Source organism: Pseudomonas sp. Q12-87, assembly GCF_001269755.1.
In the GTDB taxonomy this organism is placed as follows: domain Bacteria; phylum Pseudomonadota; class Gammaproteobacteria; order Pseudomonadales; family Pseudomonadaceae; genus Aquipseudomonas; species Aquipseudomonas fluorescens_S.
Genome location: NZ_LHVI01000029.1, coordinates 44,320 through 56,908 on the forward strand (window position 1 = coordinate 44,320; position 12,589 = coordinate 56,908).

Consider the following 12,589-nt stretch of genomic DNA (forward strand, 5'->3'; position numbering starts at 1 on the left):
CCCAGTAGCATCTTCGGTTATGCTCGCCGTTCGTCGTGAATGCCGGAGCCCGTATGTCCCTCACCCGCCTGCTCGTCCCCTTCAGCCTCGCGCTGCTGAGCGCTTGCGCCACGCAACCGAAACACAACGTGACCGTGGAAAAACTCAGCCAGTGCCCGGTACGGCTCAATAATGGGCAAAATCTGATCCTGAGCTTACCCAGCAACCCCACCACCGGTTATCGCTGGGCGATCCAGGATTCAGCGGGAGGTGTGTTGAAAGGCTTGGGGCCAGAGGTATACCGCAACCCGGAAGATGCCGGTATCGTTGGCGCCGCCGGGGTCTCGACCTGGCGCTTCCAGGCGTTTGCCGCCGGCACCGGCCGCCTGCGCCTCACCTATCAACAGCCCTGGGCACCGGAAGTGCCACCAGTGGAAACCTTCGATTGCGCCATTTCGGTGGATTAAATGTCGGATTGACTGTCCTCGAATTTCCCGCTGGCGCACCATTACGTCGGGCTGAACCATCGCAATCGCGAGCAGGCTCGCTCCCACAGGTTTTTTAGTTAAAATGCCGGCCTTTTCACCACCCATGCCGCTGGAACCGCCGTGAGCAAAGAGCCCGATCGCCTATTCGCCCAACCCCTGGCCCAAGTGCCTGACTTTGCCTTCAATGAGGACGTGGTGCGGGTGTTTCCGGACATGATCAAGCGTTCGGTGCCGGGCTACCCGACCATTGTCGAGAACCTCGGGGTGCTCGCTGCGCAATTCGCCCAGCCCAACAGCGTGCTCTACGACCTGGGGTCGTCCCTGGGCGCGGTGACCCAGGCGCTGCGTCGCCATGTGCGCACCGACGGCTGCCGCGTAATCGCTGTGGATAACTCGGCGGCCATGGTCGAGCGCTGCCGGGAATACCTCAACGGCCAGGACTCGATGTTCCAGGAATTGCTCCCCGTGGAAGTCATCGAAGGCGACATCCTCGCCCTGACTTTCCAGCCGGCCTCGGTGGTGGCGCTGAATTTCACCTTGCAATTCATCGCACCGGACCAGCGCACCGCACTGTTGAGCCGTATCCGTCAGGCCCTGTTGCCGGGCGGCGCGCTGATTCTTTCGGAGAAGCTGCGCTTCAACGATGCTCAGGAGCACGCGTTGCTCACCGAACTGCACGTTGCATTCAAGCGCGCCAACGGCTACAGCGAACTGGAAATTGCCCAGAAACGCAGCGCCATCGAAAACGTCATGAAGCCCGACAGTCTCGAAGAACACCGCGAACGCCTGCTGGCCGCCGGGTTCTCCAAAGTCGTGCCGTGGTTCCAGTGTCTTAACTTCGCCTCGTTGATTGCCCTGCCATGATCGATCTGTCTCCCCTCGCCCGCCATTTGGCCGGCACACCATTGGCCGATTGGGCCACGACGCTACAGGCGCAACTCGACAGCAAAATGGAAAAGGGTCATGGCGACCTGGAGCGCTGGCAAAGCGCGCTCGATGCGCTGCCGGTGCTGCAACCGAGCGAAGTCGATCTGCTGAACGGCCTGACGCTCGACACCGATTGTTCCGACGAAAACCGGGCGCAAATGCGTGCCGCGTTGATGGGCCTGTCGCCATGGCGCAAAGGGCCGTTCGACCTGTTTGGCGTGCATGTGGACACTGAGTGGCGCTCGGATTGGAAATGGTCGCGCGTGGCGCCCCATCTGGATCTCAAGGGCAAGCGCATTCTCGATGTGGGCTGTGGCAATGGCTATTACATGTGGCGGATGCTCGGCGCCGGGGCCGACACCGTGATTGGCGTCGATCCGAACTGGCTGTTCTTCTGCCAGTTCCAGGCGGTACAACGCTACCTCGCGCAGCCTAACGCCTGGCACTTGCCGTTTCCGTTCGAGGCCTTGCCAGCAGAGCTGGAAGGGTTCGACACGGTGTTCTCCATGGGCGTGTTTTACCACCGCCGTTCACCGATCGAGCATTTGCTGGCGCTCAAGGATTGCCTGGTCAAGGGCGGCGAACTGGTGCTGGAAACCCTGGTGATCGAAGGTGACGAAAATCAGGTACTGGTACCAGAGGATCGTTATGCGCAGATGCGCAACGTCTGGTTCCTGCCCTCGGTCCCAGCCCTGGAACGCTGGCTGCGCCGCGCCGGGTTCAGCGATGTGCGTTGCGTGGACGTAAGCCTCACCACCGTGGAAGAACAGCGCAGCACCGAGTGGATGAAATATCAGTCGCTCAGCGACTTCCTCGACCCCGACGACCACAGCAAAACCATCGAAGGACTGCCCGCGCCGATGCGGGCGGTGATTGTGACGCGCAAATAAATAGCCCAAGCGCTCCCACAAGGGCTCAATGTTTAGTCTGCGGATTTGGCTCTTCGGGCCTTGAAGAACTCACTCAGCATCGCGCTGCACTCCTCGGCCAACACCCCACCCTCGAATATCACTCGATGATTCAGGAACCCCTGGCTGAAAAAATCGCCCTGGCTCTGCACGATGCCGGCCTTTGGCTCCAGGGCACCGTAAACCACACGGGCGATGCGCGAATGGACGATGAGGCCGGCGCACATGCTGCAGGGTTCCAGCGTCACATAAAGAGTGCTGCCGGGCAGGCGATAGTTGCTCACGGCCTGGGCGGCGGCGCGGATAGCGACCATTTCCGCATGGGCGCTGGGGTCGTGGCCGCTGATCGGGCAGTTGAAGCCGCGTCCGATGATCTCGCCGTCCTGCACCAGCACCGCGCCCACCGGTACTTCGCCCAAGGCGGCGCCTTGTGCGGCAAGGGCCAATGCCTCGCGCATGAAATCCTGGTCACGGCTGCGGTCGATGATCCGCGTGGGACGAATCTGGCGCATCATGCCACCTCGATGGCGGCCATCAGGCCGGTTTCCATGTGGTCGATCACATGGCAATGGAACATCCATACCCCAGGATTATCTGCCACCAATGCCACCTGCGCGCGCTCATTCTTGCCCAGCAGGTAGGTGTCGGTGAAATACGGCACGACTTTATGCCGGTTCGACGCGATCACCTTGAAGCTCATGCCGTGCAAGTGGATCGGATGCTGGTACTGGGTCATGTTCTTCAATTCAAAAATGTAGCTCTGGCCTTTCTTCAGCGTAGCGATTGGCCGGTCGGCGCAGGTCTTGTCGGTGATGTCCCAGGCTTTGCCATTGATCTGCCATAGGCTCGGCGGCTTGCCGTTATCGACATTGACCGACACCGAACCGACCCATTCGAAATTGAAGTTGAGTTTCTCGGCATTGGCCAGGTCCGGCTCGGACACCGGATTGGGCGGCAGCGCCGGCGGCCATGGGCTCGGTGCATCACTGTTAGGCACCGAACGCAGGGTCCCCAGGCGCACCGGACCGTTGCGCAGCGACAGCTCCTCGCCGGCGGGCGGAGCCTTGATCGCCAGGCAAATGCGCATGCCCGGGCCCAGCCAGTATTCCTTGCCCAGCGGACGCGGCTCGATGGGGTTGCCGTCCAACGCATAGATCTGCGCTTCGACGCCTGGAATGTTGAGACGATAGGTCAACGTGTTGTCCAGGTTGAGCAGGCGCACCCGGGTGATCTGCCCGGCCGGCAAGTCGATCACCGCCTCCGGTACACCGTTGATGGTCGCCAGCCGCCCGGCCGTACCGCCACGGGCCGCTTCACGGGGGATACTGAACTCCACGAACTGGCCTTGTTCATCCACATGCCAGCTCTTGAGGCTCAGGGTCTGCTCGTATTTGAAGCCGGTGGGCTCGCGCTCCTCGACGATCAGCGGCCCCACGAGGCCACGCCCGAGCTCTTCGCTGCTGTTGACGTGGGGGTGATACCAATAGCTGCCGGCGTCCGGCACGCGGAACTTGTAATCGAAATACTCGCCTGGCAACACTGGCAATTGCGAGACATACGGCACGCCGTCCATCTCCAGCGGCAAGCGGATGCCGTGCCAGTGAATGGTAGTGGCGACCGGCAGATGATTGATGAAGCGTACCCGCAACCACTCACCCTGGCGCACCCGCAGCTCGGTCCCAGGCGCCGACGGGCCGAATGCCCAGGCCTGGGTCTTGTGCCCGGCCACCAACTCGACGTCCAGCGGCGCGGCGATCAATTGGTAGTCATGACCGGCGTTGGAGTCGGCCATTTTCCCCAACCAATACCGAGACGCGCCCCCCGCCCCGACACCCACGACAACAAGACCAGCCAGGCCACCGAGTATTTGGCGACGGGTAAAGGACATGACGCAACCACCTATTGAATCCGCGGCGAACCGGTGGGCCCGCAAAAGGCGAATACGATACACCCGCAGATGAGAAACAGTAAGGCCAGCGAAAATGAAAAAAACAAAATGAAAAAGCCCTGGGGAAGTTATCCACAGGGCCTTTTTGTGCACATCCAAGCGTCTCGGCGGAATCAGTTCCATCCGCGGGTTACGCCTGACTGCGCCGCGGCGTGAAGAACGCCAACGCTGCCGCCACGACAAACAACGCAGGCACATCGCCCACCAGATGGCCAACATGACTCGTCCCGTCCATCTCGACGCCAAAGGACTGCACAGCCATGATCACACCGTGCACGATGCTCGACCACACGGTGAACCAGATCAGGCTCAAATGTTTCATCGGATCGCGCGACGCCATCAGCAGGAACACGCCGAGTGTCGCGTAGATGCCGACGATCATCAGCGGATACTGCGAATGACCGCTGTGCCACGCCCAGCCGGACGGCCACAAAATCATCAACGGCCAGATTGCAAGCACGGCGATCAGGCCTACGACGATCAAAACAATACGCAAGGCGGCGAGTCGTTGGGTGTCGTTCATGGCAGACTCCTATTTGCGGCGTAATGATCGCCGTAGCCGGGCGCCAGTGAGTATAGGAGGCTTTCCAGAGATATACGCTATCAACCGGAACCGCCAGTCGACCTGACGGTATTTTGGCTAAAGCCCTTACTACCCCCTCCGAACGAAACCAGGTTTTCCTCGCCCAGGCTCGCCCATAGCTTGGCACGTCCATATTGTCGGAATTCCACTCAGTGAATGTTACCCAACCAAAGCGTCCAGCTCTTTGAGGGCCATGTCAGGGAAGCGTCGGCCTTCTTTCGCAATGTTGACCTGCAAGGCCACCCGGGCCACATCCAACACGCTTTTGGTGAGCGAATAGCTACCCCTGGCCTGCAGCCAAGTCAAAACGTCTGCCAAGTGCCAAATCGATGCACTCCCCTCATGCACGGGCGTCGGAAAGCTGCCTGGATGTGCCAACATCAACTTGCGCATGTTCTGCCGAGATACGCCTACGATCTCCGCTACGTCGGTCAGCCCAACCAGATCAGGAGCGACCTCGATCAATCTGGCCGACGGCACCGCGCGCCGGACATCGGCCAAAGCGCTAAGCACGGCCTTAACCGCATCGGGAGCATCCCGAGTGAACTCAAGCGCCAGTCGTCCCGGCTGCCCGGTGCCTACCAAGGCATCGTCGCAGCCCGCTTCGCCCAGCCGTTCGACCAGTTCAGCCATGGCATCGCCATCGTCAGCGAGCTGATATTTCAACGTAAAGGTAAATTCCATTGTTCTATTCCTTAGCATCGTAATCCGCATCGCGCCGATTGCGATGCGTCGAGCAGTTGTCTACAACGCGTCGCAACGCTCGCGCGTGGTTGCCAGGGCTTTTCGGGGTGCTCCATATCGATGTGATGCAGAACTCACCACAACGGCACTCCACATCTTTGTACGGGCAATAAACCCGTCCCCATGCGTGGCCGCCACCTACCACAATGCGCCATCCGTGCCCTTCGGCATGCCTGAGCACTTCTTCGATTTCTTTCTTCGGGTGCGTTGGACGAATCATCCGTGAACTCCAGTATTCGCATGACCCGCAGAGTTGTCAAATGACAACCAACCCTCCTTTCGAGCAGCCGAACCCGGCAGCGTCTCAAAAAGGCGAAATTGATTGGCACGTGACAAATCTCCGTTAACCATGCCGGTGAAATGCCCATAGGGTTGCGCCGATGATAAGCCCGTCCTGGTGCGCCTCAAGGCGGGTAATCGTAGCGAAAGGTGACGGCACCACTCTTCCCATCACTGTCACGGTATGCCATTGCGGTTGGAGGTCTGATGGAGCTTGGAATTGGCCAGCAAAAATGAAAAAAGCCCTGTGGGGGTTATCCACAGGGCTTTTGATCAAGGCAGGCGCCGGAGCCAATAACGACCGTCAGCGGTCCCGATTTTCAGGCCTGGATCATTCCCACTCAATCGTCGCCGGCGGCTTGCTCGACACGTCATACGTGACGCGGGAGATGCCTTCGATTTCGTTGATGATGCGCCCGGATACGGTCTCCAGCAGCTCGTACGGTAGGTGCGCCCAGCGAGCGGTCATGAAGTCGATGGTTTCCACGGCGCGCAGGGCCACGACCCAGGCGTAGCGACGGCCATCGCCGACCACGCCGACGGATTTCACCGGTTGGAAGACGACGAACGCCTGGCTGACCTTGTGGTACCAGTCGGCCTTGCGCAGTTCTTCGATGAAGATGTGGTCGGCGCGACGCAGCAGGTCGGCGTATTCCTTTTTCACTTCACCGAGGATCCGCACGCCCAGGCCCGGGCCTGGGAATGGGTGACGGTAGACCATGTCATACGGCAGGCCCAGCTCAAGGCCGAGGCGGCGAACCTCGTCCTTGAACAGTTCGCGCAGCGGCTCGACCAGCTTGAGGTTCATTTCTTCCGGCAGGCCACCCACGTTGTGGTGGGACTTGATCACGTGGGCCTTGCCGCTCTTGGCACCGGCCGACTCGATCACGTCTGGGTAGATCGTGCCCTGGGCCAGGTATTTGATGTTGTCCAGCTTGCAGGATTCGGCATCGAACACGTCGATGAAGGTACGGCCGATGATCTTGCGTTTCTTCTCTGGGTCGGACTCGCCGGCCAGGTTGTTCAGGAACTGCTCTTCGGCGTTGGCGCGGATCACTTTGACGCCCATGTTCTCGGCGAACATGGCCATTACTTGCTCGCCTTCGTGCAAGCGCAGCAGGCCGTTGTCGACGAAGACGCAGGTCAGCTGATCGCCGATGGCCTTGTGCAGCAGCGCAGCGACCACCGAGGAGTCCACGCCACCGGACAGGCCCAGCAGCACGTTGTCGGTGCCAACCTGGGCGCGTACCTGGGCGATGGCGTCTTCAGCGATTTTCGACGGGGTCCACAGGGCTTCGCACTGGCAGATGTCGAGGATGAAGCGCGACAGGATGCGGCCGCCCTGCTTGGTGTGGGTCACTTCAGGGTGGAACTGCACGCCGTAGTAGCGACGTTCATCACTGAACATCCCGGCAATCGGGCAGCTTGGGGTGCTGGCCAGGATGTGGAAGTCTTCCGGCATCTTGGTGACCTTGTCACCGTGGCTCATCCACACGTCGAGGCCGAACAGGCCGTCAGCGTCGATGTGGTCTTCGATACCGTCCAGCAGACGGCTCTTGCCGACGACATCAACGCGGGCATAACCGAACTCACGCAGTTCGGAGCCTTCGACCTTGCCGCCCAGCTGTTCAGCCATGGTCTGCATGCCGTAGCAGATACCGAAGACCGGCACGCCCAGGTCGAACACGGCTTGTGGGCAACGCGGGCTGTTGGCTTCGTGCACGGACTCAGGGCCGCCGGCGAGGATGACGCCTTTAGGCGCGAATTCGCGAATCGCTTCGTCATCCATGTCGAACGGATGCAATTCGCAATACACGCCGATTTCACGCACGCGGCGGGCGATCAGTTGGGTGTACTGGGAACCAAAGTCGAGGATCAGGATGCGGTGAGCGTGAATGTCGAGGGCCATGACTCATTCTCATGTAGTGAATCAGAAACAACTCGGGGCTGAATGAACAGCCCCGGTGATTAACGTTTTGCTGGAAGCCTTAACCTACACGGTAGTTCGGCGCTTCCTTGGTGATCTGCACGTCGTGGACATGGGACTCGGCCATGCCGGCACCGGTGATACGCACGAATTCCGGCTTGGTGCGCATTTCTTCGATGTCGGCGCTGCCGGTGTAGCCCATGGAAGAACGCAGGCCGCCCATCAGCTGATGGATGATGGCGCTCAGGGTGCCTTTGTACGGCACGCGACCTTCGATGCCTTCCGGCACCAGCTTCTCGGCACCCGCGGAGGAGTCCTGGAAGTAACGGTCGGAAGAGCCCTGTGCCTGGGACATGGCGCCCAGCGAACCCATGCCGCGATAAGCCTTGTAGCTGCGGCCCTGGAACAGTTCGATCTCGCCCGGGGCCTCTTCGGTACCGGCGAACATCGAGCCCATCATCACGCAGTAGGCACCGGCAACGATGGCCTTGGACAGGTCACCGGAGAAGCGGATACCGCCGTCGGCGATCAACGGCACGCCAGTGCCTTCAAGGGCGGCGGCGACGTTGGCGATGGCGCTGATCTGTGGAACACCGACACCGGCAACGATGCGGGTGGTGCAGATCGAGCCTGGGCCGATACCGACCTTGACCGCATCGGCGCCGGCGTCGGCCAGGGCCTTGGCGGCCGCGCCGGTGGCGATGTTGCCGCCGATCACCTGCACGTCAGGGAAGTTCTGCTTGACCCAGCGAACGCGGTCGATCACGCCTTTGGAGTGACCGTGGGCCGTGTCGACCACCACCACGTCAACGCCGGCATTGACCAGGGCCGCGACGCGGTCACCGGTGTCCTTGCCAGTACCGACCGCAGCGCCGACGCGCAGGCGACCCTGGTCGTCCTTGCTGGCCAGCGGGTAGGCCTTGGCTTTTTCGATGTCGTTGACGGTCATCATGCCCTTGAGGGCGAATTTATCGTCGACGATCAGCACGCGCTCGATGCGGTGCTTGTGCAGCAACTCGCGAACGTCGTCCTTGCTGGTGCCTTCCTTGACCGTGACCAGGCGCTCTTTAGGCGTCATCACTTGGCGGACGGTGGCATCCAGGCGATTCTCGAAACGCACGTCGCGGGAGGTGACGATGCCGACCAGGTCGCCATCGTGCAGCACCGGAACGCCGGAGATGTTGTGCATGCGGGTCAGTTCGAACAGATCGCGAACCGTGGCGTCAGCCTCGATGGTGATCGGGTCCTTGACCACGCCAGCCTCGAACCGCTTGACCTTGCGCACTTCGGCGGCCTGCTGTTCGATGGTCATGTTCTTGTGGATGATCCCGATGCCGCCTTCCTGGGCCATGGCAATGGCCAGACGGGCTTCGGTCACGGTATCCATGGCTGCGGAAACCAGCGGGATATTCAGTTCGATGCCACGGGTGAGACGGGTTTTAAGACTGACTTCGTTAGGCAGTACCTCGGAATAACCGGGCACTAGGAGAATGTCGTCGAAGGTCAGAGCTTCTTGGCTGATACGCAGCATCGCGGGGGCTCCCGAGCGGGAAAATGGAAGCGCGCCATTATACTCATGCACCCCGTCTGGCTCAATGTAAAACTCTGTCTATTATTGGCGGGCTGATTGACGGGGCTAATCACCTTACTTCTCATACAACACAGAACCCCTGTGGCGAGGGAGCTTGCTCCCGCTGGGCTGCGAAGCGGCCCCGGTTTTTGGCAGTTGCTGCGCAACCGAGCGGGAGCAAGCTCCCTCGCCACGGGACCGCATGCCTCCTCACCTACAACTCCACCTTCACCCAACTCACCGGCTGATCCAGCCAATCGGCGAATTCATCGACAAAGTCCTGCTTGAACCCCGCCTCCAACCAGTTGTTGAAGATGAACCCCAGGTTGGAAAACCCGCAAGGTTGAAGAAACAGGAAGCCATTGATGTCGTCTTCGTGCCCGCACTCGGGGCACGTGAAGTTGTCGGTGCGGGCCGGCATCCAGTCTTCCAGACTTTCGAACAGCGCCTCGCCGACTTCCTTGCGGCACTCGGCACAGCCGGCTTCTTCGAGAAAGCCCTTGGCCGGCGTATAGATGCAGCGCTTGGTGATGATCTCCAGGCCATTGATCGCCTCGCCGAACGGCAAGGCTTCGGGATGCAGGACCACCGCCTTCGCGCCGGGCGCAATGGCGTGAGCCATGCGATTGCCGGTGCGCCCACAAGTGGTCAGTTGTTCCTCGACAATGTTCTTGCGCACCAGCCAACGCACGATCGCCCGGGCCCGAGGCTCGTGGACAGGCAAGGTGGAAATTTTCGGAACGATGATGCTTTGCGAATTCATGGCGAACCTGGATGTTCCCGTGCAGGGCTATTAATGGCCGGCAGCTTAATCCCTGGTCAAGCCAGGTCAAGCGCTCAGATAGCGCCCGATCAGGGCAATGCCGCTGGCGAGCACCAGCCAGGTCACCAATCGCACGAATGCCTCCCGCGACATCCGCATGGTCAGGCGACGGCCCACCCACAGTCCCAGCGCCATGGCCGGCAACAAACACAGCGCCAGTACCAACAAGGGTAGCTCGGCGTACACGCCCGCGATGATGAACAGGCTCAAGCGCACCACGGTGCTGCAACTGATTAGGGCACTTTGCGTGGCCCGCGCCGGTTCCTTGGGCAGGCGGCTGTTCAAGTAGATGGCATATAAAAAGCCGCCACTGCCGAACAGCGCCCCGAACATGCCGCCCACCGTGCCCATCGGCAACGCCCAGAGGGATGACAGCTGTGCCGGTCGTTTTTTTATCAACAGGCTATAGATTGCATAACTGCTGATGAACACGCCCATCAATAGCAACAACAGGTCGGACTTGAGGTTGAGCAGGAAAATCACCCCCAGTGTGCAACCCACCGCCATGCACGGCAGCAACCGCAGCAGCTCGGGCCGGGATACGTCCCGACGCGACGGCAACAAATTGCCGAAGGCCGCGACGAAATCCAGCAGCACCAGCAGCGGGACGATTTTCGACAATGGCATGAACAGCAGCAGAACCGGCGCGGCCACCAGCGCCGTGCCGAACCCGGCAATGCCAAACACAATGTAGGCCAGGGTAATGGCCAAGCCGATCACCAGCCACTCCGTGGGCGCGAATGCCCACTGGCCCAACCACGACAGAAGATTCATCCGGCACTTCCTTGATGAGGAGAGCGGGGACTTTAGCCAGATGCAGGGGGTTACTTCCAGCACTTGTGGTCATAGACGTATCGCCTTCGCGAGCAAGCCCGCTCCCACAAGGGATATCAGCGATCTCAAGATTGATGCTGTACCTGTGGGAGCGGGCTTGCTCGCGAAAGGGGAGACTCGGTCTGATAGGAAATGCACAGGGGGATTTGTCTGTACACATAGAGATTCAGCCACAAATGCCCTTATCATGCCGCCCATGATTAAAGATCCCTTTGCCCGACTGGGCCTGGACCGCGAGGTCCTGACTGTCAGCCAGCTCAACGGCCGCGCGCGGGTGTTGCTCGAGGACGTGTTCAGCAACATCTGGGTCGAGGGCGAGATCTCCAACCTTGCCCGCCCGGCCTCCGGCCACGTCTATTTCACCCTCAAGGACAGCGGCGCCCAGGTGCGTTGCGCGTTGTTCCGCCAGAACGCCGCACGGGTGCGCCAGGCCTTGAAAGACGGGTTGGCGGTGAAGGTACGCGGCAAGGTCTCGCTGTTCGAAGGCCGCGGCGACTATCAACTGATTCTCGACACCGTGGAGCCGGCAGGCGACGGCGCCCTGCGCCTGGCCTTCGATGCGTTGAAGGAAAAGCTCAGCGCAGAGGGCCTGTTCAGTGCCGAGCGCAAAGTGCCGCTGCCGGCCCATCCACAACGCATCGGCATCATCAGCTCGCCCACCGGCGCGGTGATCCGCGACATCATCAGCGTGTTCCGCCGCCGCGCGCCGCAGATTTCCCTGACATTGATTCCTACCGCCGTGCAAGGCCGCGAAGCCACCGCGCAGATCGTCCGCGCCCTGAAGCTGGCGGACGCCCGGGGTTTCGATGCGCTGATCCTGGCCCGGGGCGGCGGTTCGCTGGAAGACTTGTGGTGCTTCAACGAAGAAGCCGTGGCCCGGGCGGTGGATGCCTGCGTCACGCCAATCGTCAGCGCTGTGGGCCATGAAACCGACGTATCCATCAGCGACTTTGTCGCCGACGTGCGCGCCCCCACCCCGTCCGCCGCCGCTGAACTGCTGGCACCGGACGCCGGCGATCTGGTGCGCCGGGTCGAGAGCCTGCATCGCCGACTGGTGATGCGCATGCGCGACCGCCTCATGCGCGATCAACTGCGCCTCGAAGGCCTGACTCGGCGCCTGCGTCATCCCGGCGAGCGCCTGCGCCAGCAAGCCCAGCGCCTCGACGACCTGGACATGCGCCTGCGTCGGGCCTTCGAGCGCAACCTCAATACCCGCCGCGAACGCCTGATCCGCCTGGAAACCCGCCTGGCCGGGCAACATCCAGGCCGGCAACTGGCCCTGCTACGCCATCGCCTGGACAGCCTCGCCGAACGGCTGCCCCGGGCCATGCGCGAAGGCCTGAAAGCGCGGCGCGTGCAATTGCATAACCAAATGCAGACCCTGCACATCGTCAGCCCCCTGGCGACCCTTGGCCGGGGCTACAGCATTTTGCTCGACGAGCGTGGGCATGCGATCCGCAACGCGGGGCAAACCCAGACCGGCCAGCGCCTGACCGCCAAGCTCGGCGAAGGTGAGCTGCTGGTACGGGTCGAAGATAACCACCTGACGCCGGTCACCCTTTCTCTACTGGATTGATTC

At 61.2% G+C, this 12,589-nt stretch carries 13 protein-coding genes; 4 read left to right on the forward strand and 9 right to left on the reverse strand.

Going from position 1 to position 12,589, the window contains the following annotated elements; translation table 11 throughout:
- The first annotated feature begins 53 nt into the window (after positions 1 to 53).
- From AD663_RS21935 to cmoB, 3 genes are all read left to right on the forward strand, one after another.
- Complete coding sequence (locus tag AD663_RS21935; protein WP_003185085.1) at positions 54 to 446, forward strand: protease inhibitor I42 family protein; 393 nt, start codon at positions 54 to 56, stop codon at positions 444 to 446.
- A 141-nt stretch (positions 447 to 587) separates the two neighbouring features.
- A complete protein-coding gene (cmoA, locus tag AD663_RS21940) occupies positions 588 to 1,331 on the forward strand; it encodes a carboxy-S-adenosyl-L-methionine synthase CmoA (protein ID WP_053214525.1) in 744 nt (247 codons plus the stop codon).
- A complete protein-coding gene (cmoB, locus tag AD663_RS21945; RefSeq protein ID WP_053214526.1) occupies positions 1,328 to 2,284 on the forward strand; it encodes a tRNA 5-methoxyuridine(34)/uridine 5-oxyacetic acid(34) synthase CmoB in 957 nt (318 codons plus the stop codon). The genes cmoA and cmoB overlap by 4 nt, the downstream gene beginning before the upstream one ends.
- Positions 2,285 to 2,316: 32 nt before the next feature.
- Here the strand turns inward: cmoB and tadA are convergent, their stop codons facing one another.
- The 9 genes from tadA to AD663_RS21985 form a co-directional block, all read right to left on the reverse strand.
- The gene (gene tadA, locus AD663_RS21950) at positions 2,317 to 2,814 is read right to left on the reverse strand and encodes a tRNA adenosine(34) deaminase TadA (RefSeq protein WP_053214527.1); all 498 of its coding nucleotides are present in this window, start codon (positions 2,812 to 2,814) and stop codon (positions 2,317 to 2,319) included.
- A complete protein-coding gene (locus AD663_RS21955; protein WP_003185095.1) occupies positions 2,814 to 4,190 on the reverse strand; it encodes a multicopper oxidase family protein in 1,377 nt (458 codons plus the stop codon). Before AD663_RS21955 ends, tadA begins: the two co-directional genes overlap by 1 nt.
- Before the next feature lie 190 nt (positions 4,191 to 4,380).
- Positions 4,381 to 4,773, reverse strand: a complete 393-nt coding sequence (locus tag AD663_RS21960) for a DUF6632 domain-containing protein (protein WP_003185096.1) — start codon at positions 4,771 to 4,773, stop codon at positions 4,381 to 4,383.
- Positions 4,774 to 4,992: 219 nt separating this feature from the next.
- A complete protein-coding gene (locus tag AD663_RS21965; protein ID WP_003185097.1) occupies positions 4,993 to 5,517 on the reverse strand; it encodes an AlpA family transcriptional regulator in 525 nt (174 codons plus the stop codon).
- 4 nt (positions 5,518 to 5,521) lie between these two features.
- Positions 5,522 to 5,797, reverse strand: coding sequence for a hypothetical protein (locus AD663_RS29440; RefSeq protein WP_083455192.1), 276 nt, complete (start codon positions 5,795 to 5,797; stop codon positions 5,522 to 5,524).
- Positions 5,798 to 6,187: 390 nt separating this feature from the next.
- On the reverse strand, positions 6,188 to 7,765 hold the full coding sequence (gene guaA / locus AD663_RS21970) for a glutamine-hydrolyzing GMP synthase (protein ID WP_003185099.1): 1,578 nt from the start codon (positions 7,763 to 7,765) through the stop codon (positions 6,188 to 6,190).
- Positions 7,766 to 7,844: 79 nt separating this feature from the next.
- Positions 7,845 to 9,314 (reverse strand): IMP dehydrogenase, encoded by a 1,470-nt coding sequence (guaB, locus tag AD663_RS21975; protein ID WP_003185102.1) that lies wholly within the window; start codon positions 9,312 to 9,314, stop codon positions 7,845 to 7,847.
- 253 nt (positions 9,315 to 9,567) lie between these two features.
- A complete protein-coding gene (locus AD663_RS21980) occupies positions 9,568 to 10,116 on the reverse strand; it encodes a hypothetical protein (RefSeq protein WP_053214528.1) in 549 nt (182 codons plus the stop codon).
- A 66-nt stretch (positions 10,117 to 10,182) separates the two neighbouring features.
- Positions 10,183 to 10,950 carry a sulfite exporter TauE/SafE family protein gene (locus tag AD663_RS21985; RefSeq protein WP_003185107.1) on the reverse strand — a complete coding sequence of 256 codons (768 nt, stop codon included), beginning with the start codon at positions 10,948 to 10,950 and terminating at the stop codon, positions 10,183 to 10,185.
- 256 nt (positions 10,951 to 11,206) lie between these two features.
- On the opposite strand from AD663_RS21985, the gene xseA reads away from it, so the two are divergent.
- Complete coding sequence (gene xseA / locus AD663_RS21990; protein ID WP_053214529.1) at positions 11,207 to 12,586, forward strand: exodeoxyribonuclease VII large subunit; 1,380 nt, start codon at positions 11,207 to 11,209, stop codon at positions 12,584 to 12,586.
- Positions 12,587 to 12,589 lie beyond the last annotated feature (3 nt).